15 protein-coding genes are annotated in these 22,746 nt (G+C 66.5%); 9 read left to right on the top strand and 6 right to left on the bottom strand.

What is annotated here, in order from left to right; genetic code table 11:
• Positions 1-66: 66 nt before the first annotated feature.
• Entirely contained in the window at positions 67-2,376 is a 2,310-nt protein-coding gene (locus tag QRM89_RS08170; protein WP_119960227.1) for an NADP-dependent malic enzyme, read from the top strand.
• A 659-nt stretch (positions 2,377-3,035) separates the two neighbouring features.
• Here QRM89_RS08170 and QRM89_RS08165 read toward each other — a convergent pair.
• On the bottom strand, positions 3,036-6,395 hold the full coding sequence (locus tag QRM89_RS08165) for a GH92 family glycosyl hydrolase (RefSeq protein ID WP_285447751.1): 3,360 nt from the start codon (positions 6,393-6,395) through the stop codon (positions 3,036-3,038).
• A gap of 338 nt (positions 6,396-6,733) precedes the next feature.
• Between QRM89_RS08165 and QRM89_RS08160 the strand changes: the two genes are divergently transcribed.
• From QRM89_RS08160 to QRM89_RS08150, 3 genes are read left to right on the top strand one after another with little or no spacing between them, the layout of a single operon-like run.
• On the top strand, positions 6,734-6,931 hold the full coding sequence (locus QRM89_RS08160; RefSeq protein ID WP_011038440.1) for a zinc-finger domain-containing protein: 198 nt from the start codon (positions 6,734-6,736) through the stop codon (positions 6,929-6,931).
• A 10-nt stretch (positions 6,932-6,941) separates the two neighbouring features.
• The gene (locus tag QRM89_RS08155; RefSeq protein ID WP_285447750.1) at positions 6,942-8,054 is read left to right on the top strand and encodes a glycosyltransferase; all 1,113 of its coding nucleotides are present in this window, start codon (positions 6,942-6,944) and stop codon (positions 8,052-8,054) included.
• Positions 8,035-9,369: an O-antigen ligase family protein gene (locus QRM89_RS08150; RefSeq protein WP_042596947.1), complete on the top strand. Its 1,335-nt coding sequence runs from the start codon at positions 8,035-8,037 to the stop codon at positions 9,367-9,369. The genes QRM89_RS08155 and QRM89_RS08150 overlap by 20 nt, the downstream gene beginning before the upstream one ends.
• A gap of 269 nt (positions 9,370-9,638) precedes the next feature.
• Here QRM89_RS08150 and QRM89_RS08145 read toward each other — a convergent pair whose 3' ends face one another.
• Positions 9,639-10,559 (bottom strand): LpxL/LpxP family Kdo(2)-lipid IV(A) lauroyl/palmitoleoyl acyltransferase, encoded by a 921-nt coding sequence (locus QRM89_RS08145; protein ID WP_285447749.1) that lies wholly within the window; start codon positions 10,557-10,559, stop codon positions 9,639-9,641.
• A 429-nt stretch (positions 10,560-10,988) separates the two neighbouring features.
• Between QRM89_RS08145 and waaA the strand changes: the two genes are divergently transcribed.
• Positions 10,989-12,308 carry a lipid IV(A) 3-deoxy-D-manno-octulosonic acid transferase gene (gene waaA / locus QRM89_RS08140; protein ID WP_285447748.1) on the top strand — a complete coding sequence of 440 codons (1,320 nt, stop codon included), beginning with the start codon at positions 10,989-10,991 and terminating at the stop codon, positions 12,306-12,308.
• 405 nt (positions 12,309-12,713) lie between these two features.
• On the opposite strand, the gene QRM89_RS08135 is transcribed toward waaA, so the two are convergent.
• The 3 genes from QRM89_RS08135 to QRM89_RS08125 form a co-directional block, all read right to left on the bottom strand.
• Positions 12,714-14,096, bottom strand: a complete 1,383-nt coding sequence (locus QRM89_RS08135) for a TolC family outer membrane protein (RefSeq protein WP_285447747.1) — start codon at positions 14,094-14,096, stop codon at positions 12,714-12,716.
• 20 nt (positions 14,097-14,116) lie between these two features.
• A complete protein-coding gene (locus tag QRM89_RS08130; protein WP_011038434.1) occupies positions 14,117-14,773 on the bottom strand; it encodes a protein-L-isoaspartate O-methyltransferase in 657 nt (218 codons plus the stop codon).
• Positions 14,774-14,901: 128 nt separating this feature from the next.
• Complete coding sequence (locus QRM89_RS08125) at positions 14,902-15,555, bottom strand: TetR/AcrR family transcriptional regulator (RefSeq protein ID WP_011038433.1); 654 nt, start codon at positions 15,553-15,555, stop codon at positions 14,902-14,904.
• A gap of 205 nt (positions 15,556-15,760) precedes the next feature.
• Between QRM89_RS08125 and QRM89_RS08120 the strand changes: the two genes are divergently transcribed.
• On the top strand, positions 15,761-18,760 hold the full coding sequence (locus tag QRM89_RS08120) for a ligand-binding sensor domain-containing diguanylate cyclase (RefSeq protein ID WP_285447745.1): 3,000 nt from the start codon (positions 15,761-15,763) through the stop codon (positions 18,758-18,760).
• A 19-nt stretch (positions 18,761-18,779) separates the two neighbouring features.
• Here the strand turns inward: QRM89_RS08120 and QRM89_RS08115 are convergent, their stop codons facing one another.
• The gene (locus tag QRM89_RS08115; protein ID WP_285447744.1) at positions 18,780-19,682 is read right to left on the bottom strand and encodes a LysR family transcriptional regulator; all 903 of its coding nucleotides are present in this window, start codon (positions 19,680-19,682) and stop codon (positions 18,780-18,782) included.
• A gap of 124 nt (positions 19,683-19,806) precedes the next feature.
• Here QRM89_RS08115 and leuC point away from each other — a divergent pair, with 124 nt between their 5' ends.
• The 3 genes from leuC to QRM89_RS08100 all read left to right on the top strand — a co-directional run bounded on the left by leuC (position 19,807) and on the right by QRM89_RS08100 (position 22,739).
• Positions 19,807-21,246: a 3-isopropylmalate dehydratase large subunit gene (leuC, locus tag QRM89_RS08110; RefSeq protein ID WP_285447743.1), complete on the top strand. Its 1,440-nt coding sequence runs from the start codon at positions 19,807-19,809 to the stop codon at positions 21,244-21,246.
• A 63-nt stretch (positions 21,247-21,309) separates the two neighbouring features.
• On the top strand, positions 21,310-21,957 hold the full coding sequence (gene leuD / locus QRM89_RS08105) for a 3-isopropylmalate dehydratase small subunit (protein WP_119960219.1): 648 nt from the start codon (positions 21,310-21,312) through the stop codon (positions 21,955-21,957).
• A complete protein-coding gene (locus tag QRM89_RS08100; protein ID WP_183111442.1) occupies positions 21,954-22,739 on the top strand; it encodes a methyltransferase domain-containing protein in 786 nt (261 codons plus the stop codon). The genes leuD and QRM89_RS08100 overlap by 4 nt, the downstream gene beginning before the upstream one ends.
• Positions 22,740-22,746: the final 7 nt, after the last annotated feature.

Here is a 22,746-nt window from a genome sequence, read left to right as displayed (position 1 = left end):
ACAGGCCCTTGTTCAGGCAGGAGGGTAGAATTCAGCCCTTCTGCGCCCTTGAGACCTACACAGCCGATGTCCAACGACGACTTCAAACAGGCCGCCCTCGACTATCACCGCCAGCAGCCGGCCGGCAAGATCAAGGTCACCGCGACCAAGCCGATGCTGACCCAGCGCGATCTGTCGCTGGCGTACTCGCCTGGCGTGGCCTTCGCCTGCGAGGCCATCGTCGAGGACGCCACCCAGGCCAGCGAGCTCACCGCGCGCGGCAATCTGGTGGCGGTGATCACCAACGGCACCGCGGTGCTGGGCCTGGGCAACATCGGCCCGCTGGCCTCCAAGCCGGTGATGGAAGGCAAGGGCGTGCTGTTCCAGAAGTTCGCCGGCATCGACGTGTTCGACATCGAGATCAACGAGAACGATCCCGACAAGCTGGTGGACATCATCGCCAGCCTGGAGCCGACCTTCGGCGGCATCAATCTGGAAGACATCAAGGCGCCGGAGTGCTTCATCGTCGAGCGCAAGCTACGCGAGCGCATGAATATCCCGGTGTTCCATGACGACCAGCACGGCACTGCCATCATCGTCGGCGCGGCGGTGCTCAATGCGCTGGTGGTCACCGGCAAGAAGATCGAAGACGTCAAGCTGGCCACCACCGGCATGGGCGCGGCAGGCATCTCCTGCGTCAACATGCTGGTCTCGCTGGGCCTGAAGCCGGAGAACATCCTGGCGCTGGACCGCGATGGCGTGATCCATACCGGCCGCACCGACCTGGACCCGGACAAGCAGCGCTACGCGCGCGACACCGACAAGCGCACCCTGGCCGAAATCGTCGAAGGTGCCGACATCTTCCTGGGCCTGTCGGCGGCCGGCATCCTCAAGCCGGAAATGGTCGCCACCATGGCGCGCCAGCCGGTGATCTTCGCCCTGGCCAACCCCAACCCGGAAATCACCCCGGAAGCGGCCAAGGCGGTGCGGCCGGATTGCATCATCGGCACCGGCCGTTCGGACTACCCGAACCAGATCAACAACGTGCTGTGCTTCCCCTACCTGTTCCGCGGCGCGCTGGACGTGGGCGCCACCGGCATCAACGAAGAGATGAAGATCGCCTGCGTCAAGGCGATTGCGGCGATGGCGCGGCGCGAGGCCTCCGACCTGGGCGCGGCCTATGGCGGCGAGACCCCGAGCTTCGGCCCGGAATACCTGATTCCGCGTCCGCTGGACCCGCGCCTGCTGGTGGAGCTTTCTTCGGCGGTGGCGCAGGCGGCGATGGATTCGGGCGTGGCCACGCGCCCGATCGCCGACATGGCGGCCTACCGCGACCGGCTCAGCCAGTTCGTCTACCGCACCAGCCTGATGATGAAGCCGGTCTACGACCGCGCGCGCGCCGACAAGCAGCGCGTGGTGTATGCCGAAGGCGAGGAAGAAGTGGTGCTGCGTGCGGTGCAGAACGTCATCGACGAAGGTCTGGCGCTGCCGATCCTGATCGGCCGCCCGGACGTCATCGAGGCGCGTATCCAGCGCATGGGGCTGCGCATCCGTGCCGGTGAAGATTTCGAGATCACCAACATCCACGACGACCCGCGCTTCAACGATTACTGGCAGTACTACTACGCGCTCACCGAGCGCCGTGGCGTGACCGTGACCGCGGCCAAGGAACTGATGCGTTCGCGTCCGACCCTGATTGCCGCAGTGATGGTGGCGCGCGGCGAAGCCGACGCGATGCTGTCGGGCGTGGTGGGGCGCTTCCACAAGAAGCTGGGCTACGCGCGCAGCGTGATTCCGCTGGAACCGCGCGTGAGCTCCACCTCGGCCATGACCGGCGTGATCAACCAGCAGGGCGTGTTCTTCTTCCTGGATACGCACGTGCAGGAAGACCCCACCGTGGAGCAGGTGGTCGAAGCCACCTTGCAGGCCGCGTATCGCCTGAAATTGTTCGGCATCGAGCCCAATATCGCGCTGTTGTCGCATTCCAACTTCGGTAGCCACGATTCGCGTGACGCCCTGAAGATGCGCGAAGTGCGAGAAGCCCTGCTCAAGCGCAAGCCCGAGCTCAACATCGACGGCGAAATGCAGGGCGACACCGCCTGGGATGAAGCGCTGCGCAAGCAGATCATGCCCAACAGCACGCTCAAGGGCCGCGCCAACCTGTTCGTGCTGCCCAACCTGGAAGCGGCCAACATCGCCTACAACCTGGTGCGCGTGTTCACCGACGGCGTGGCGATCGGCCCGATCCTGATGGGCATCTCCAAGCCGGTGCACATCCTCACCACCAGCGCCACTTCGCGCCGCGTGATGAACATGACCGCGATTGCTGCGGTGGATGCGCAGATCCGCAAGCAGCGTGATGCCGAGAAGCACAACGCCGAGAAGAACGGCGGCTGATGTTGCAGCGTTGATGGCCGAGGTGTTGAGTGACGCCTCGGTTATCGATAACGCCAATTGCGGCTGCAGGTTCGAACGTTTTGGATGCAAGGGCGTCTACAGGCGAAGGTGCTGAGAACAACGCGGTTGAGGCAAGTCTCTACAGCAAGCAGCTATGCAAACCGTCTAACGAATAGATCGGGCAATACGCTAGAACAACTAGCTGGAGTATCTGTTCGAGAAACATTTGAGTGTGATCGGTAGAGCCCTATCGCGCGCGAGCGCGCTCCTACGGATATCGCGCTGAAGCGATTGCCGATGCGAACAGCTGGCGCAACTGTTGCTTGAGTGCGGAGATCACGAACAACGGCCTTTGATGCGCTATCGCTGCGTATCAGTGGTGGGCCAGTCACTCGCTACCGTACGCCTGCCAATGTGGCTGAAAGCCCTCTCCCGGCGAGAGAAGGGTTCGGGTGAGGGCACGCCCGCCGGCCAATGAGCGAGCATTCGGACGAGTTGCAGAGCGGCTGCGGTCTGCCCGCACGTGCGCAAGCCCAAACAGTCAGCGCAACATTTCAAGCACGCTATAACGCTGCACCCGCCCGGTACGCCTGGTGGTCGCTACCAGGCCAGCATGTCAGCATTCACTGCGCCACCCGCACGCGCGCTTCTCCAAACCCTCATGGCGAGGCCGGCGCCACACGCAGCAATTCGATCTCCGCCAACTGCACCGGCTTAGGTGTGCTCACGCGCAGCCGGTAGTCCGTGTACGCGCCCGGCGTGGCAATCCGGAAGGGCCGCGTCTGCAGGGGCCAGCGGAACACCTCATCGCGACGTTGATCAATCACCGTCCAGTGACCACTCCCAGCACGCGCCTCCAGGGTCCACCCGCCGTTGGCAATCGCCGCGTTGCCGCTGGTGAGGGTATATAGCGTCGGCGTGCCGGCGTCGATGCCGCTCACCGTGACGGCAGACGTGGACGACAGCGTGGCCATCGTTACCGCATCGTCGTCGTGCAACGCGTCCACCGCGCCGCCATCGTCCCGCGTGATGCGCGCGCGCGTGCCCAGCAGATCCTGCAACGGCGCAGGGCGCTGGCCCGGCGGCGTCAGCGATGGCGGCACCGCATCCGCATCCGTGCCCCAGCGTGACGGGCGTGGGCCCATGACGAAGTCCAGCGTTGCGCCCTTGGCGATGTCGGCATGCGGCAACCAGGTCTTGCGCCACGGCTTGCCGTTGACCTTGAGCGATTGCACATACACATTGCGCGGCGAATTCTGCGGCGCGTTGACCGTGAGCGTGCGGCCATTGGGCAGCTGCACGCTGACATGCGTGAACAGCGGCGAGCCGATCACATATTCCGGCGCGCCCATGCGCAACGGATACAGCCCGAGCGCGGCGAACAGGTACCACGCCGACATCTCGCCGTTGTCTTCGTCGCCGGCATAGCCCTGGCCGATCTCGCTGCCCAGATACAGCCGCGCCAGGATATCGCGCGTCAGCTGCTGGGTCTTCCACGGCTGGCCAGCGTACAGATACATCCATGGGATGTGGTGCGCGGTCTGATTGCTATGCGCGTACATGCCCATGCGCACATCGCGCGCTTCGGTCATCTCATGGATCACGCCGCGATACGAGCCGGAAAGCGCGGCCTGTGCCGTTTCCGGCGTCGCAAAGAACGTATCCAGCTTGGCCGCCAGCGCGTCGCGTCCGCCATACAGCGCGGCCAGGCCTTCGCCATCGTGTGGTGCGGTGAAGGCAAAGGTCCAGCCGCTGGATTCGGTGTAATCGTTGCCCCATTCGCGTGGATCGTAGTGCGCGGCATCCAGGCGCCGGCCGCCATCGGGCGTACGGCCCTGGAAGAAGCCGATTGCCGGGTCGAACAGCGCCGCGTAGCCAGCGGCGCGGTGGCGGAAATACAGCGCCTCGGTGGCATAGCGCTCGCGCGCTGCGGCGTCGGGTGCTTGCTGAGCGAGCGCATCGGCCATGCCCGCAATCCCGAAGTCGTTGAGCGCACCTTCCATCGACCACGACATGCCCTCATGCGTGTCGGTATCGGCATAGCCGCGGAAGGTGGAACGGGCCATGCCCTTGCGCCCTACATGCCGGTCGGGCGGCACCACGGTGGCGTTCTTCAACGCGGCGGCGTACGCCTCGGCCGGATCGAACCCTTGCACGCCCTTGCGCCAGGCATCGGCAAAGGCCACATCCGAACTGGTGCCCACCATCAGGTCGGCGTAGCCCGGCGAGGACCAGCGCGCCACCCAGCCGCCGGCACGCGCCTGCTCCAGAAATCCTTGCACCAGCGCGCCGGCCTCGGGTGCAAACAGCGCGTAGGCAGGCCACGCGGTGCGGAACGTATCCCACAGCCCGTTGTTGACGTAGACACGGCCGTCGCGGATCGGCGCAAAGCTGCGCACGGCGCTGCCATCGGTGGCTTCGTCGGACCAGCTGTTCTGGCTGGCATAGCGCCACTCCGGCGCGCTGGCGCTGCCGGCATTCTCGTGCGCGGAGTTCGGATACAGATGCAGCCGGTACAGATTGGAATACAGCGTGGTGCGCTGATCGTCGCTGGCGCCCGCCACCTCGACGCGCCCAAGCAGCGCATCCCACGCGTCCTGCGCACGCGCAGCCACGCGCTCCAGCGAGTCCTGTGGTGCGATCTCCAGATCCAGGTTGTGCTTGGCCTGTTCCAGCGAGATCAGCGACGTGGCGATGCGCATCTGCACTTCGCGCGTGCTGCCTGCAGCGAACTTGATCCAGCCCGTCGGCCGGCCGGTGTCACTGCGGCCGCTCGCCTTCCATGGCGTATCGAAGCGGGCGTACACGTACATGCGCGTGGCGCCGGTGGACAGGCCGCTGCGCACATCGGTATAGCCCGAGAGCGTTTGCGTGGCCGCATCCAGGGTCAGTCCACCGCGCGCATCCACGTTGTCGAACAGCAGATTGGCATCGCCTCCGGGTGGGAAGCGGAAGCGGAACAGCGCTGCGTGATCGGTGGGGGCGATCTCGGCCTGGATGCCGTTGTCCAGCTGCACTGCGTAGCGATACGGCCTGGCCACTTCGTTGGCGTGGGAGAACGCCAGCGCGCGTTTGACGCGGTCCGCTTCCGGCGCGCCGCTGTGTGTGGAGGGCATCACCTGGAAGGTCTGGCGGTCGCCCATCCACGGGCTGGGCTGGTGACTGAGCGACAACGCCTGCAGCCGCGGGCGGTTGTCGGCACCGTTGTGTTCGTTCCAGCGATACAGCCAACCCAACGTGCCGGCGTCGGTCACCGGGGTCCAGAAGTTGAACCCATGTGGCACCGCCGTGGCGGGGAAATTATTGCCGCGCGAAAACGTGCCATTAGACTGCGTGCCGCGGGTGGTCAGCACCCAGTCCGACGGCCGTGCAGGCGCCACGCGCGGGACTTCGGCAATGGCGATATCGTCGAGCCAGCCACTCACCGGCGCGCCGCCCTGTGGCGCCACTTCCAGCGCGATGGCGGTGATGCGCCGCCCGCGCAACCCGGCAACATCGCCCAGCCTTACCGCCTTGCGTGCCCACTGCTGCGGGTACAAGGTCTTGGAAGCGCCCTGCGCGGCCGCGCCGATCGCCACACCGTGCTGGTCCAGCGCGTTGCTGGCCGACAGCCGGCTCCCGTCGTCCATCAGCAGATCCAGCGACACAAACGTGGAGCTGACATGGTCATCGCCCACGCTTTCGGGCAAGACCATCCACGACAGCGTGGTGTCGGCATCGATCAAGTGATCGGTCGTAAACAACGTCCGCCGACCCGCGTCACCCTGGCTGCTGTAATGCAGTGCGTGCGCGCCGCTGTAGCCGGCGTAGTGTTTTGCCGCATACGGCGCGTCCGGGCCGCTGCCGATCGCGACCTGCAGCGCATTGGCACGATCAGCGACAAGGTCGCGCTCGTGCGTATCGAAGGAGGCGAAGAACCCTTCGGCGGCAGCAGCCGGGAGCGCGGTCGCGACCGCCAGGGCAAGCGCAACAGGGCGCAACAGGTGCAGCGGGCGCGGCACAACAGCAGAGGAACGCACGTGATGATGTCTCCCGGAAGGCGGATGCAGCAGAGCGCCGGGGCGAGTGTGCTGACGCATGGGCAGCCATGCGGCGTTCGCGCACGTGCACCCCAGGCAACGTGTCAGCCGATGATACGGCGCATGCGTCGCCGCTCGCGTCACACCGACCGGCACCAGATTCGGGACCGTGCCGCAACAAGGCCAGGGACGCCGATAGCGCAGGCAATGGTCATGGTGAACACGCTTGGCAGCCCGCTGGCCAACGTCGGCACCGCGCGCTGGGCGCGTCACTGGGCCGTGCCGGGCGCCAGGCTGCTAGAATCCGCGCTCTGTCTTCGCCTTCCGATCGTGCCGCCATGAGCCAGACCGCCACCGCGCCCGCCAATGCCGAAAAGCGCTACACCGTGCACCGCGGTGACCTGCCGCTGAGCTGCCCGACGCCTGCGATGGCGCTGTGGAATTCGCATCCGCGGGTGTACCTGCCGATCGAAGACGAGCCCAACTGCGAAGCCAAGTGCCCGTACTGCGGTGCACTGTTCGTGCTCGCCGACTGATCCTGGCGGCATGCACCGCCTGACCGTGGTGCAACTGCTGCCGGCGCTGCAGTCCGGCGGCGTCGAGCGCTCCACCCTGGAAATCGCCGCTGCGCTGGTGCGCGCCGGCCATCGCGCTGTGGTCGTCTCCGCGGGCGGGCGCCTGGTCCAGCCGTTGCTGGAGGTCGGCGCCGAACACCTCACGCTGGATATCGGGCGCAAGTCGTTGCTGACCTTGCGCCACGTGGTGGGGCTGCGCCGGCTGTTCACAGAGCTGGGCGCCGATATCGTGCACGCGCGTTCGCGCCTGCCGGCCTGGCTGGGCTGGTACGCCTTGCGCGGGATGCCGCAGGCCACGCGGCCACGCTTCGTCACCACCGTGCACGGGCTCAATTCGCCCAGCCGCTACAGCGCGGTGATGACCTACGGCGAGCGCGTCATCTGCGTCTCGCAGACGGTGCGCGACTACGTGTGCACGCATTACCCGCACACCGATACCGCGCGCCTGCGGGTGATCCCGCGCGGCGTGGAGATCGCGCAGTTCCCACGCCGTCCGCAGCCAGACCGGCGCGCACGCACGTGGGCGCAGACGCTGGTGCCCGGCCTGCCGGCCGATGCGCCGTTGCTGTTGCTGCCGGGCCGCGGCACGCGCCTGAAAGGGCATGCCGATGGCCTGCAGCTGCTCGCCGCTCTGCGCGCCGCCGGTCTGCCGGCCTGGTTGTGGCTGCCCGGTGCGCGCGAGCCGGGGCGCGAGGCCTACATCCGTGAACTGGAAGCCGAGGCAGCCAGGCTGGGTGTGGCCGATGCCGTGGCGTTCACCGAACCCACTGCCCGCATCGCCGAGGCCTACGCCGCCAGCGACCTGGTGCTGCAACTCTCGCGCAAGCCCGAAGCCTTCGGCCGCACCGTGATCGAAGCGCTGGCCGTGGGCCGGCCGGTGCTGGGTTGGGCGCACGGCGGCGCTGGTGAACTGCTCGCCGAACTGCAGCCCGCCGGCGCGGTGCCGCCATTCGATGCCCGGGCACTGGCGCAGCAGGCGCTTGCGTTACTGCACCACCGCCCGGCACCGCCGGCGCGGCTTCCCTACACGCTGCAGGCCATGCAAACGGCCACCTTGAAGGTCTATGACGAACTCCGCCGCTGAGGCCGCGCCGCGCGCGCCCGTGCTGACGCCCGATGCCGGCCGCTGGGCGCCGGTGTGGGTGCTGCTGTTTGTGGCCTTGTGGCCCACCCCGGGCCTGGCCGAAACGGTGCTGTCGCTGGGCGCCGTGTTTGCGGCTTACCGGCTGCTGCATACGCGCTTCCGTGGCGGCACCAGGCTCTTGAGCGGCGCTGCCTGGGCGCTGACCAGTGTGTTGTTCTTCGCCTACTGGCTCCCGCAGATGCTTTCGGCCGTGGATGCGGTGGACGTGGGCCGCGCGCTGCGCAAGTCCGCTACCGATCTGCGCTACCTGCCTTTCATGTGGCTGTGCGCCATCGCGGTGGCCAACGCGCAACGGCGGCGGCGCACCTTTATCGGCCTGGCGGTGATCGCCGGGGTGTGGACGCTGGACGCCTTGCTGCAGGTCGCGCTGGGCAGTAGTCCGCTGTTCTTCGCGCTGGATCAGGTCAAACAGCTGATCAGCGGGCACGGCCTGTGCACCGCGCAGGAGCTGGCCGTGGTCGACCGGCTCAGTGGCGTGCTGGGGCCTTGCAATCTCAAGTTCGGCCAGACCCTGGCCAGCCTGTCACCGTTCCTGCTGCTGGCGCTGGGCCGGCGCAGCGCCTGGGCGTGGGCCGGCGCGGCGGCGGCGGTAGGCGTGGTGCTGGTCCTGGCCGGCTCGCGCGCCTCGTGGATCACCTACGGCGTGATCGTGCTGTTGTCCGGTTGGCAGTTGCTGGGCGGCCGCAAGGTGATCGCAGTGGCGGCGCTGGGCGCGGTCTTGGCCGCAGGCGTGGTTGCCGTGGCACCGCAGGCCCGAGAGCGCCTGCAGCGCACCACTTTGGCTTTTACCGATGGCGAGCAGGGCGTGGATCAGGCCTTGTCCGGGCGCGCGCAGATCTGGGGCGCGGCACTGTGCATGATTCGCGAGCATCCGCTCAATGGCGTGGGCGCGCGCGGCTTCCGCCAGGCGTACCCGGCCTGTAACCCCGCACCCGATCAGGCGCCGGCCTGGGGCGATGGCCCGGCCTTCCACGCGCATCAGATTCTGCTGGAAATCCTGGCTGAAACCGGTGTGATCGGCCTGCTGCTGTGGCTGGCCGGCGCGGCGCAGGCGTGGCGCGCTTGGCGCTATTCGAGCCCGGCAGCCCGCGCGCAGGCACGCCCGGCGATGATCGCCCTGGTGGCCACGGTGTTCCCGCTCAATACGCATCTGGCGTTCTATTCGAGCTTCTGGGGCGGTCTCAGCCTGATGCTGGCCGGCCTGTATGCCGGTGCGTTGCTCAATGACGATGGGGATCGTTCGCCGCCTGCCTGAGCGGATGTTTGGTTCTGGGAGGTGTGTGTGGTTCGCGTCGGGGTTCAGCCGGCTGAGTAACGCGGCAGCATTTTGTGCGGAACTTATTGGGTGGCGCGGATGCCTGGCAAGAGCGCCGTCTCTCTACGCGGCAGCATCAGTGCCTGCAATGCGCGTTCGACTACTTACATCAGCTGCCCCAGGCTGGACGCTCGTTGCACTCAAGCACTCAAGCACTCAAGCACTCAAGCACTGAAGCACTGAAGCACGTAGTGCCAGCGCCAGCGCCCTCAGCGATAGAAGTCGCTCCGCCCACCGGGCTGCCGCTTGAAGCGGCGATGGATCCACAGGTATTGATCGGGCGCTTCGCGCACCATGTCCTCGATCGCCGCATTGACCTGCGTGGTATCGGCAATCACATCGTCGGAGGGGATATCCGCCAGCGGCGGTGCGATCTTCAGCACGTAGCTGCCGCCTTCGCGACGATGGAAGTACGGCACCACCGCGCAGCCGGTGAGCCGCGCCAGCTGATGAGTCGCGGTGATGGTGGAAGCCGGATGTCCGAAGAACGGCACAAAGACCGTGTCCTTGCCGCGCATGTCCTGGTCCGGCGCGTACCACAGCAAGCCGCCACGCTTGAGATGCTTGATGGTGGCGCGCAGGTCTTCGTTGGCGAACATGTGCGTGGCGTAGCGCAGCCGGCCGCGCTTGACCGCCCATTCGAACACCGGATTGCGGTGTCTGCGGTACATGCCGGCCAGCGGCACGTGGTCGCACAACAGGCGCCCGCACATTTCCAGGGTCATGAAGTGCCCGGACACCAACAGCACACCGCGCTTTTGTTCCTGCAGCCGCTGCAGATGTTCCAGGCCTTCGATTTTCACACGTGGACGGATGGTGGCGATGCTGCCCCACCAGGCGCGTGCGAATTCGAACAGGCCCACGCCCAGTGCGTCGAAGCTGTCGCGCAACAGCCGTGCCCGCCACGCATCATCCTGCTCGGGGAAGCACAGTTTCAGGTTGACCTCGGCCGCGCGGCGGCGCGTGCCGGCCAGGCGCATCGCTACCCAGCCAACCCCGCGGCCCAGCGCGCGTTGCAGCAGCCACGGCAGGCGCCCGGCGAGCACCATCACCGCCAGGCCCAGGTACATCGGCCAGTGCTTGGGGTTGCGCAGGGAAGGGCGGACGGCGACGTTGGCGGACTCGGACATGGCGTAATTCTAGAGCGTGCTCCGGGCTTTGAGGTGAGTGGGCGGGGGGCGGTACAGCCAACGTGTCGCGCGTACCGTGGTGTGAGCACTATTGACAGGGATTGTTCGCGCTCATGGTCTTTGTGCATGCGGCGGCGCCACGTCACGCGCAGCCTTCGCCGCACACCTGCCTCATGCGGGTAGGACTGGACCTTTGTGTGCAACGCGTCGGCGGAATACTGCGCACCCGCGGCGTGTCTGAAGCGGGTGGACTACAGGTCGCAATGCAGGGGTAGCACAGCGATCGCGCGCACAGCCGCACTTGTGGCTGCACTGCGAACGACCGCACCAGTGTCTGTGTCCAAGCCGGGCCAGGCAGGCCTGGCCAATCAGCAAGCAGGCAGGACGGCCACACATGCGCGCGCGCAACGCCTCCCGTATCCTGCACGCATGCGGAAAGACCCGATCGAATGGCTGTTGCGCGGGCTGTACTCGGCGCTGCTCTACCTGTTGCTGCCGGTGACGGTGTACCACCTGGTGTGGCGCGGCTTCCGCGTGCGCGAATATTTCAACCGCTGGAACGAGCGCTACGCCTCCTACACGCATGCCTGCGGGCGCCCGCGCGTATGGGTGCACGCGGTGTCGGTCGGCGAGGTCAATGCGGCGGCGCCACTGGTGAACGCCTTGCGTGCGCAACGGCCGGACATTCGCTGGGTTATCACCACCATCACCCCGACCGGCTCCGAGCGCGTGCGTGCGCTGTGGGGCGATGCGGTGGATCACGTCTATCTGCCCTACGACGTGCCCGGTAGTGTCGGGCGCTTCCTCGAACATTTCCGCCCGCGGCTGGCACTGATCCTGGAAACCGAGCTGTGGCCGAACATGCTGTTCGGCTGCCGCGACCGCCAGATTCCGGTGTACATCCTCAATGCACGGCTGTCGGCGCGCTCGCTGCGTGGCTACCGCGTGCTGGCACCGCTGATCAGCCGCGCCTTGCGCACCGTGACCTGCGTGGCAGCACAGTCGCAGGACGATGCCGGGCGCTTCATCACCCTGGGCGCGCGGCCGGATCAAGTGGTTGCGCTGGGCAATCTTAAGTTCGATATCGCCGCACCGGCGCAGCTGCAGGACTTGGTGGCGCAGTTTCGCAGGCAGGTGCCGACAACCCGGCCGGTGTGGATTGCAGCCAGCACGCACGAAGGCGAAGAAGCGGCGGTGGCCGACATCCATGCGCAGCTGCTGAAACAGTTCCCGGAGCTGTTGCTGCTGTGGGCGCCACGGCATCCCGAGCGCTTTCCGAAGGTGGAAGCGCTGGCGCGTGATCGCGGCTGGACCGTGACCACACGCAAGGCGCAGCAGTGGCCGCAGGCGCGCGACCAGGTGTTCGTGGTCGATACCCTGGGCGAGTTGATGAGTTTCTACGCCTGCGCGCAGGTCGCGTTTGTTGGCGGCAGCCTGCAGCCGATCGGTGGCCACAATCTGCTCGAGCCGGCGGCGGTGGGTACACCGGCCGTCACCGGCCCGCACCTGCACAATTTCTCTGAAATTTCGCGGCGCATGCGCGAGGCCGATGCAGTGACCATTTGCGAGGATGCCGCGTGCGTGCAACGCGATCTGGCTCGCCTGCTCGGCGATCCCGCACAGCGCGAGGCCATGGCCGCGGCCGGGCTGGCCTTGGTGGCTAACGGCAAGGGCGCGGTGGCACGCACCCTGGTACAGATTGCGCCGGATCTGCCATCAGTGGTTGGCGAGATCGCTTCGTCGCAGTGAGTTGCGACGGCAGCGCGCAGCGCAGGTCGGCTGGCGCCCAGGTTGCGTGCAAGTCGCCTGTCGATGTGCCAAGGCACGCATGCGAGGCATGCGCTCCGCACGTTGTGCCTCTCAGTTTCCTGCAGTTGAGTCAGGCACAACGTAGCGTGCTCAACAGGGTGGCGAGGTCGGCGCGACCTGCTTGCAAGCGCATCGTCAGTGAGGCGAAATCCGGATTGCTGCTGATGATTACGGACATCGCGGCATTGCCGCTGCGTCAGCCCTCACTCGGCAGCGTAGCGCACTGCCCAAGCGCACATCTGCACAAGCTCGTTGCCGTGATTCGAGAATGACGACACCGGGTTTGACAGTGCAGACATGAAAAAGGCGGGCCATGCCCGCCTCTTCATTCGCTGCGCGAGGTGCTTACTGCAACGAACCGCTGCCCTGCAGCTTGGCTTCTGCATCCTGCGATAGCAGGCGGTTCACGTCCTGCAGATCGGTGATGTCGAGCTTGCCGATGGCCTGGCCCAGCAACAGGCGGTTCTGCAGGAACGTGTAGCGCGACTGCGCGTAGTTCAACTGCGCCTGGAAGAGCGTGCGCTGGTTCTGCACCACGTCCAGCACGGTGCGCGTACCCACTTCCAGGCCCACCTGTGAAGCATCGTAAGCGGCTTGTGCAGACACGACGGCCAGGCGACGTGCTTCCACCTCGCTGATGCCGGCCACTACGGTCTGATAAGCATTGCGCGTATTGCGATCCAGCGCGCGCTTCTGCTGTTCGTAGGTGTCCTGCTGGATATCGCGACGCGACAACGCCTGACGCACGGCCGACTGGGTTGCGCCGCCAGCGAAGATCGGGATCGACAAGGTCACACCGATCGAATCGGTATCGATGTCGCGGCCGTTGGTGGTGAAATTACCGGCGGCCTGGTCGACGGTGCTGGCACCGCCCCAGCTGTTGCTGCGGCCAACGTTGGCACCCAGGCTCAGCGTCGGATAATGACCTGCACGTGCCGCATTGACCTGCGCCTCGGCTGCGCTGACCTGCAACTCCTGCGCCTTCAACGCCGGGTTATCGGTGATGGCGCTGGCCACCAATTGGTCGACATTGCTGTAGGCCGAAGGCACTTCTGGGCGGAAGTCTTCCGGTAGCGCACGCAGGCCCACGACCGGCTGGCCGGTGAGTTCGGTCAAGGCCTGGTAGTAATCCTTCAAGGTGTTGCGTGCATTGATGGTGTCGGCGCGCGCCTGGTCGTACTGGGCGCGTGCTTCGTGCACGTCGGTGATCGGCGCCAGGCCCACTTCGAGGCGCTTGTCGGCGTAGTCGAACTGCTTCTTGGCCGCTGCCTCGTTGGTCTCGGCCGCTGCCAGTGACTCGATGCCCACCAGTACCTGGAAGTAAGCCGCCGAGGTGCGCGTGATCAGGTCGTTGTTGGCCGACGCCAGGGTGAAATCAGCCGCCTTGGCCACCTCACGCTGCGCGCGCACGTTGGCGAACTGCGCCCAGTTGAAGATGGTCTGGCTGCCCTGGATCGAGTACTGGCGCTGCTTGGTGGTGGATCGGCCGTCTACGCCTTCGAGTTCGCGATGCGACTGGGTATAGCCCGCCGTACCATCCAGCTGCGGCAGCAGCGCCGCACGTGCCTGCACCACTCCTTCCCGATTCACCAACCGCGTGGACTCGGCAACAGCCAGCTGCGGATCGCCGTTGCGGGCCATTTCATAGACCTGCAGCAGGTCGGTGGCGTGCGCGGCCATCGGAGACAGGGCGGCGGCCAGCGCCAGGACGAGGGATCGGCGGATCATCGGGGAAGCTTCCTTGGGAATCAGAATTGGAATCGGGGCGTCGGTGCGGCGCCCTGGAGATAGGCGAGGTCGGTTTCGAACAACGATTCGATGCGCGGCGCGTTGACGTCACCACGGACCAGGACGGCTTCCATCACCGGATCGTGACCGCGCACCACAAACAAGCGGCCGTTCGGGCGCAACCACTGCAGCCACTGGGTCGGCAGCGTATCGACCGCGCCGGTCACGCAGATGGCGTCGAAGCGACGCTCGCTCTGCCAGGCGAACACGTCGGCGGTTTCGATGCGGACATTGCTGCCCAGACCGGTGGCGTCCAGGTTGGCACGCGCGGCGGCGGCCAGCGCGGGGTCGATCTCCAGGCTCACCACTTCACGGGCCAGCGCGGCCAGGCAGGCGGTGGAGAAGCCGCTGCCGGTGCCCACTTCCAGCACGTCTTCGCCGGGCTGCAGATCCAGGGCCTGCAACATGCGGCCTTCGACCACCGGCTTCATCATCTTGTGGCCGGCCGACAGCGGAATTTCCACATCGACGTAGGCCAGGGTCTTGTAGGCCTCCGGCACGAAGGCTTCGCGCGGCATGCGCGCCAGCACGTCGAGCACGCGCAGGTCCAGCACATCCCACGGCCGGATCTGCTGTTCGACCATCTTTTCGCGGGCCTGGGTGAAATCGATCGTCATGGTGCGGTTATCCAACGCGGCGGGGCAGGCATTTTAGCGGGGCTTGGGGCAACTGGCGCATCTAGCATCGCCGGGCGCGGCCAAACCACGCAGTGCCGGAAGTCACCGCGACCAAAGGGCAGGCCAGATCAGCGCGGCACATAGGCTCTCAGGAAGAAATCCACGCTGGCGTGGATGTGCTCGTCCACCTGCGCGCGATCGGGCTGGCCGTGCAGGCCGCACATCATCAGGGCGTACAGCTCGCCCTTGAGCAGGCAGAAGAATTGCGCGGCGGCGCGGGCCACGTCGGGAATCTCCAGCTGCCCGTCGGCCACGCGCGCGCTGAGGAAATCAGCCAGTGCCTGTTGGGTCCGCTTGGGGCCGGCGTCCCAGAACATCTCGCGCACGTGCACGTCGCCGGTACCCGGCGCCATCATCATGCGGTGGGTGGCGATGGCCGAGTCGGAGCTGACCATGGCGAAGAAGGCGTCGGCGATCTCGATGAGCTGCTCGCGCAACGCGCCTTCGGGCGCATGGTCAAACAGGTCGTCGGGCATCATGTGCTGGCATTGTGCGCGGATCGCCTCGCCAAACAGGCTTTCCTTGTCACCAAAGTGGCTGTAGACGGTCAGCTTGGAGACGCCCGCCAGGGCGGCGATGCCGTCCATGCTGACGCCCGCAAAACCTTGCTCCATGAACAGCGAGCGGGCGGCGCCCAGGATGGCGGCGCGTTTCCCAAGATCCTTGGGACGCCCAGGGCCGTTGCTCTTGGCCTTGGACTTGAGGGGGGGCGAGCTGGACATGCGCCAATACTAGACCATCGGGTTCTATATTTATATGGCGGCACCGCGCGGTCCATTAACCGTTGCGGTGAGTCGCTTGCGCTGTCGTGGTCTGCCCCGGCGCTGTGGGGAATCCACCTAACGCGTCGCTGCTACCCCGGTGATAGATTGCCGAACGGCCTGCAACACCCTGTTGACGGGCAGCCGAAGGGGCGAAGCAGGACGCGTGGACGGGGTCGGGACGCATGCGCACACAGGCGAGCTCCGCAGTGCGCAGGCGCTGTGGAACGCACCGCTGTGGCTGTGGCCGCTACTGTGCTGGACGCTGCTGGCCGGCTGGCCGCTCGGCGCGCATCCGCTCAAGCACACCGCCTACCACACGGTCACCCGCTGGGACATGGATGACGGCCTGCCGCACAACCTGGTGCATGCGGTCGCCCAGGGCAGCGATGGGGTGATCTGGCTCGGCACCTGGGAAGGCGTGGCGCGCTTCAATGGGCGCGATTTCACCGTGTTCGACCGTCAGAACACCCCGGGCGTGGAGCTGGGCGGAGTGTTCGTGGTGGTACGCGATGGCGACGGCATGCTGTTCGGCACCGCCTTCGACGGGGTGTACCGTTATCAGGACGGCCGCTGGCAACAGCTGGGCGATGCCTCCGCTAGGCATCTGGCCGTCAGCGCGCTGCTACGCCGCGCCGATGGTGCGTTGTGGGTGGGCACGCCGCAGACGCTGTACCGGATCGAGCTGGATGGGCGGCTGGTGGATGTCGGGCGTCAGGCCGGCCTGCCACGCGCACGCATCACCGCCTTGTCGACAGACGCGCGTGGCGACCTGTGGATCGGGACCGACGTCGGTCTGTATCAGCTGCCGCTAGGCGCCAGCGCTGCAACTGCCTGGGGGCAGGTGCATGGCATGGCCGACACTCCCGTGCGCCGGCTCGCCAGCGATCGCCAGGGTGGCTTGCTGGTGGCTGGCGACGATGGGGTGTGGTGGTGGAGCCGGGGCGGGGGCCTGCAGCGCTTCCGCCAGGGCCAGCGGGTCGACTCGCTGGTGATGGACCGCAGCGGTCACCTGTGGATGAGCCTCTCCGCCGGCACCTTGGTGATGCACAGCGGGCCGGATGATCCAGACGAACAGATCGCCATTTCCGGCGTGGCCAGCCCGGCCTTGCTGGAGGATGCCGAGGGCCTGATCTGGGTGGGCAGCACGCATGGCCTGTTCCGGGTCGCCGAAGGCGCCGCGCATGGCGTCACCATTGACGACGGCCTTTCCTCGGACTACGTGCGAAGCGTGTTGCAGACCGCCGACGGCACCGTGTGGGTGGGCAGCGCGGTGGGCCTGGACCGCTGGCGCGACGGGCAGATCGCGCGCGTGCCGTTCTCGCTGGGCAGTGCCGGGCGGGTGCTGGAGCAGTCGGTGCTGGCGTTGGCCGATGCGGGCGATGGCGGGGTCTGGGCCGGCACCTATAGTCAGGGTGTGCTGCGTCTGGATGCGCAAGGGGCGGTGGTCCAGCGCATCGGTGCGGCCGAGGGCCTGTCCTCGTTGTCGGTGCGTGCGGTGTTGCCGGACGGCGATGCGCTGTGGATCGGCACCACTGCCGGGTTGGTGCGCTGGCACAACGGCCGCGCGCGTCGTTACACCGCCGCCGACGGGGTGCCGGATGGCTCGGTGCAGGTGCTCTATCGCGATGCCCAGGGCACCATCTGGAGCGGCACCGACCGTGGCATGACCGCGCTGTCGCCCGATGGCGGCACCCGCGCCTGGCTGGGCGAGCAGGATTTTCCGGGCCAGAACGCCTTCGATTTCCTGCGCGATCCCAATGGCGACTTATGGATTGCCAGCGACCGCGGGCTGTTGCGGCTGCGCGGCGAGCGCTTCCAGGTGTATGACCATCGCGTGGGCCTGCCGCGCGACAAGGTGTTCCGCGTCATCGACGACGGCCGCGGCTACCTGTGGCTGTCGAGCAACCACGGCGTGTTCCGGATTGCGCGGCGCGACTTCGACCAGATCGACGCCGGCACCCGCGAGCAGCTCAGTGTGGAAGTGGTCGACCGCAGCGACGGCATGCCCGGCAACCAGGGCAACGGCAGCAGCGCGCCGGCCGGCTGGCTGACGCAAACCGGCCAGTTGCTGTTTCCCACCGCGGCCGGCCTGGGCGTGATCGACCCCACCCGGGTCGGCACCCTGCAGGGCCACCGCGTGCCGATCGTGTTCGAGCGCCTGGTGGTGGACGGCATGGTGCAGCCGCTGGCCGGCCCGCATCGTCTGAGTGCAGATACCCGACGCATCGCCATTGGCTATGCCGGGCTCAATTTCCGCGGGCCGGACAAGGTGCGCTACCGCTACCGGCTCGACGGCTTCGACCCGGATTGGGTGGACGCCGACAGCGCCACCGAAGCGGTCTATACCAATCTGCCGCCGGGGCGGTTCCGTTTCCGCGTGCAGGCGATGTCGCTGCCGGTGGATTGGCGCCAGGCGGCGTTGCTCGGTGAAACCAGCCTGGTGCTGGAACTGGCGCCGCCGTGGTGGCGGCGTGGCGAAGTCATCGGCCTGGGCGTGTTGTGCCTGGCCAGTGTGATCTACGGGTTCTATCTGTGGCGCACCGCCAGTTATCGCCGCCGCCAGCGCGAGCTCAACGTGGTGATCGACAAGCGCACGCGCGAATTGAGCGACAAGAACCTGGCTTTGCAGCAGGCCAGCCAGGAGCGTGAAGCACTGATGCGCCAGCTCGAATACCGCGCCAGCCACGATGTGCTCACCGCATTGCCAAACCGGCGCGAAGCCGAGCGCGTGCTGCAGCAATGGCTGGACGAGGCGCAGGCGGGCGGCGCGCCGCTGGCATTGGCGCTGGCCGATATCGACCACTTCAAGCGCATCAACGATGCGCACGGCCACGAAGTCGGCGATGCGGTGTTGCGTGCAGTGGGCGAGGTATTGGCCGACCAGGAACACGCGCACTGCTTTGCCGCGCGCCACGGCGGCGAAGAATTCCTGCTGGCCGTGACCGGCCTGGAGGCTGCGCAAGCGCGTGCCTTGTTCGAACAACTGCGCCAACGCCTGGGCACCATTGCGATCGCCGCAGACGAGGTCACCGTGCAGTGCACCGCGAGCATGGGCATGGCGATGAGCGACGAAGCGCCCAGCCGGCGCGAGTTGCTGGCGCTGGCCGACCGCAGGCTGTATCACGCCAAGCGGCAGGGACGCGACCGATTGATCGATCAGTAGCGTGCGGTCTTGCGCAGCATCAGCGTGGCGACACCTGCAGCCCTGCCGCCTGATCCGCCTGCGCATGCAACAGCGCCACGAACGCCTGCGCCGCGCGCGACAAGGTGCGCCCGCCGTGGGTGACGCATCCCAACGCACGCGATAGCGCCACATCGGCCAACGGCAGCGCCACGATCTGGTGATCGATCATGCGCTCGGGCAGCACGCTCCAGGCCAGGCCAACCGACACCAGCATCTTGATCGTCTCCAGATAATTGGTGGTCATGCGCAGGCTGGGTGCCAGGCCGCGTTCGGCAAACAACCCGGCCACGATGCGATGGGTGAAGGTGCCCGGATCTGGCAGCACCGCAGGGTGAGCGACCACATCATCGAGCGTGACCGTCTCCAACGCGGCCAACGGGTGATCCGGCGCCACCACGAACTGCAGGCGGTCATGCCAGATCGGCTGCGCGCGCAACGGGGCGCGGGTGTCCGGTGCCAGTGTGGTCACCGCCAGTTCCACCTCGCCGCGCAACACCGCCGCGTAGGCCAGTTCCGAATCCAGGAACTGGATGTCCAGGGCCGCCTCCGGATGCTCGGCGGTGAAGCGTCGCAACAATGCCGGCAACCGGTGCAGCCCCACGTGGTGACTGGTGGCCAGGCTCAGCCGCCCGCCGACCGCCGCGCCCAGGTGCTCCAGCACGCGGCGCGTGTCGTCCAGCTCGGCCAGGATGCGCTGCGCACGTGGCAGCAGCGCCAGCCCGGCCTCGGTCAACACCACCTGGCGGCCCAGGCGGTCGAACAAGCGCGCCGACAATTGCGCTTCCAGCAAGGCGATGCGCTTGCTCACTGCGGGTTGGGTCAGGTGCAACGCTTCGGCCGCTGACGAAAAGCTGCCGTGGTCGGCAATCGCCACGAACGCGCTTAGATTGGCGAGGTCCATGCCATTCCTAAAATTCATTTGTTGAATAAACAATATGAATTTGCGTTATCCATGGCAAGCTCCTAGCATCGGTCTCAGCCAGGCGGTGCATCCGCCGTTCGCCACCGCATCGGAATCTCAAGCGATGACCGGAAAGACCCTGTACGACAAGTTGTGGGAGATGCACGAGGTCACGCGCCGTGACGATGGCTCGTCGCTGATCTACATCGATCGCCACATCCTGCATGAAGTGACCTCGCCGCAAGCCTTCGAAGGCCTGCGTCTTGCCGGGCGCAAGCCGTGGCGTATCGATGCCAATATCGCCACGCCCGACCACAACGTGCCCACCACCCGCGCCGAGCGCCAGGGCGGGCTGGAGTCCATCTCCGATGAAGTCTCGCGCCTGCAGGTGCAGACGCTGGACGAGAACTGCGACGACTTCGGGATCCTCGAGTTCAAGATGAACGACACGCGCCAGGGCATCGTGCACGTGGTCGGCCCCGAGCAGGGCGCCACGCTGCCGGGCATGACGGTGGTCTGCGGCGATTCGCACACCTCCACGCATGGCGCCTTCGGCGCGCTGGCGCATGGCATCGGCACCTCTGAAGTGGAGCACGTGTTGGCCACGCAATGTCTGATCGCCAAAAAGATGAAAAACCTGCAGGTGCGGGTGGAAGGCACGCTGCCGTTCGGGGTGACTGCCAAGGACATCGTGCTGGCGGTGATCGGCAAGATCGGCACGGCCGGCGGCAACGGGCATGCGCTGGAATTTGCCGGCAGCGCGATCCGCGCGCTGTCGATGGAAGGCCGCATGACCATCTGCAACATGTCCATCGAAGCAGGGGCGCGCGTGGGCATGGTGGCGGTGGACGAAAAGACCATCGCCTACGTCAAGGATCGCCCGTTCGCGCCGAAGGGCGCGGACTGGGACGCAGCGGTGGCGTTGTGGCGCACACTGGTGTCCGATGCCGATGCGTCCTTCGACACCGTGGTGGAACTGCGTGCCGAAGACATCAAACCGCAGGTCAGCTGGGGCACCTCGCCGGAGATGGTGCTGGCGGTCGATCAGCAGGTGCCGGATCCGGCCGCCGAACAGGATCCGACCAAGCGCGACTCGATCGAGCGCGCGCTGAAGTACATGGGCTTGCGGGCAAATCAGCCGATCACCGAGATCCATCTGGATCGCGTGTTCATTGGCTCATGCACCAACTCGCGCATCGAAGACCTGCGCGCTGCCGCGGCGGTTGCCAAAGGCCGCAAGGTGGCGTCCACCATCAAGCAGGCCCTGGTGGTGCCGGGCTCAGGACTGGTCAAGGCACAGGCCGAGGCCGAAGGGTTGGACAAGATTTTTCTGGACGCCGGTTTCGAATGGCGTGAGCCCGGGTGCTCGATGTGCCTGGCGATGAACCCGGACAAGTTGGGCAGCGGTGAACATTGCGCCTCCACGTCCAATCGCAACTTCGAAGGGCGCCAGGGCGCCGGTGGGCGCACGCATCTGGTCAGCCCGGCGATGGCCGCGGCTGCGGCGGTGAGCGGCCACTTTGTCGATGTGCGGGAACTGCAGGGAATCGAGAATCGGGAATAGGGAATCGCCACCTCCCGCCTCCGCTCTGCCAACCCATCCTCTAGTCCAATTCCCGGTATTCCCATGACCCCTTTTACCGAACACACCGGACTGGTCGCGCCGCTGGATCGTGCCAACGTCGATACCGACCAGATCATTCCGAAGCAATTTCTCAAGTCGATCAAGCGCACCGGTTTCGGCCCCAATCTGTTCGATGAGTGGCGCTATCTGGACATCGGCGAGCCGGGTCGCGACAACAGCACGCGCCCGCTCAACCCGGAGTTCGTGCTCAATTTCCCGCGCTATCAGGGCGCCAGCGTGCTGCTGGCACGCGAGAACTTCGGCTGCGGTTCTTCGCGCGAACATGCGCCGTGGGCACTGGACGAATACGGCTTCCGCGCGGTGATTGCGCCGAGTTTTGCCGACATCTTCTACAACAACAGTTTCAAGAACGGCCTGCTGCCGATCGTGTTGGCAGAGGCGGAAGTGGATGCCTTGTTCGAACAGTGCCTGGGGAACGAAGGCTACCAACTCACCGTCGATCTGGCCGCGCAGCGCGTGCGCCGTCCCGATGGCGTGGAGTACGCGTTCGAGATCGATGCATTCCGCAAGCACTGCCTGCTCAATGGGCTCGACGATATCGGCTTGACCTTGCAGGAGGCCGACGCGATTGGCCGCTTCGAGCAAGGGCATCGCGCGCAACAGCCGTGGTTGTTTGGCGCGCTGCAGTGAGCGCTGCGTCGCCATCCAGCGGGATTGACGCGTTGAGCACGCACGTTGCGGCGCAGTTCGGGCCGCAGGCGCAGGCGTATCTGCACAGCGAGGTGCATGCACAGGGCGCCGAATTCGCCGAGCTTCGCGCCGGCCTGGCAGGTCATCGCAACGGACGCTTGCTCGACCTGGGATGTGGCGCGGGGCATGTGAGTTTTCAGCTGGCGCCGTTGATGGATGAGGTGGTCGCCTACGATCTATCCGCCGACATGCTTGAAGTCGTGGCGGCCACCGCCGCCGAGCGTGGCCTGACCCAGGTGCGTACCTTGCAGGGCGTCGCCGAGCGGCTGCCGTTCGAGTCCGGCAGCATGGACGTGGTGGTCAGCCGGTATTCGGCGCACCACTGGAGCGACCTGAGCCAGGCACTGCGTGAGGTGCGGCGGGTGCTGCGTCCCGGCGGAATCGCCGCACTGATCGACGTGGTGGCGCCGGGGCTGCCGCTGCTCGATACGCATCTGCAGGCGATCGAGTTACTGCGCGACACCAGCCATGTGCGCGACTACAGCGTGGCGCAGTGGCTGCAGGTGGTTGGCGATGCTGGCCTGCACGTACAGCGCCATCATTGCCAACGCCTGCAGCTGGATTACCTGAGCTGGGTCGATCGCATGCGCACGCCGGAGGTGCTGCGCGCAGCCATTCGGGCGCTGCAGGACACGGCGGTGGATGACGTGCGCGATTACTTCCAGATTGGCGCCGATGGTTCTTTCAGCACCGATGTGCTGGTGCTGTGGGCGACACGTTGATTTTCAT

Origin of the sequence: Xanthomonas sp. LMC-A-07, assembly GCF_030208825.1 — a bacterium.
Classification (GTDB): Bacteria; Pseudomonadota; Gammaproteobacteria; order Xanthomonadales; family Xanthomonadaceae; genus Xanthomonas; species Xanthomonas campestris.
Note: the sequence above shows the minus strand (reverse complement) of the source record. Positions and strands in the feature narration are given on the sequence as shown.

Coding starts and splice junctions, on each gene's coding strand:
- QRM89_RS08160 (WP_011038440.1), top strand. CDS start 6,734: ATGAGCCAGACCGCCACCGCGCCCGCCAATGCCGAAAAGCGCTACACC.
- QRM89_RS08130 (WP_011038434.1), bottom strand. CDS start 14,773: ATGACGATCGATTTCACCCAGGCCCGCGAAAAGATGGTCGAACAGCAG.
- waaA (WP_285447748.1), top strand. CDS start 10,989: ATGCGGAAAGACCCGATCGAATGGCTGTTGCGCGGGCTGTACTCGGCG.
- QRM89_RS08145 (WP_285447749.1), bottom strand. CDS start 10,559: ATGTCCGAGTCCGCCAACGTCGCCGTCCGCCCTTCCCTGCGCAACCCC.
- leuC (WP_285447743.1), top strand. CDS start 19,807: ATGACCGGAAAGACCCTGTACGACAAGTTGTGGGAGATGCACGAGGTC.
- QRM89_RS08150 (WP_042596947.1), top strand. CDS start 8,035: ATGACGAACTCCGCCGCTGAGGCCGCGCCGCGCGCGCCCGTGCTGACG.
- QRM89_RS08135 (WP_285447747.1), bottom strand. CDS start 14,096: ATGATCCGCCGATCCCTCGTCCTGGCGCTGGCCGCCGCCCTGTCTCCG.
- leuD (WP_119960219.1), top strand. CDS start 21,310: ATGACCCCTTTTACCGAACACACCGGACTGGTCGCGCCGCTGGATCGT.
- QRM89_RS08155 (WP_285447750.1), top strand. CDS start 6,942: ATGCACCGCCTGACCGTGGTGCAACTGCTGCCGGCGCTGCAGTCCGGC.
- QRM89_RS08170 (WP_119960227.1), top strand. CDS start 67: ATGTCCAACGACGACTTCAAACAGGCCGCCCTCGACTATCACCGCCAG.
- QRM89_RS08115 (WP_285447744.1), bottom strand. CDS start 19,682: ATGGACCTCGCCAATCTAAGCGCGTTCGTGGCGATTGCCGACCACGGC.
- QRM89_RS08125 (WP_011038433.1), bottom strand. CDS start 15,555: ATGTCCAGCTCGCCCCCCCTCAAGTCCAAGGCCAAGAGCAACGGCCCT.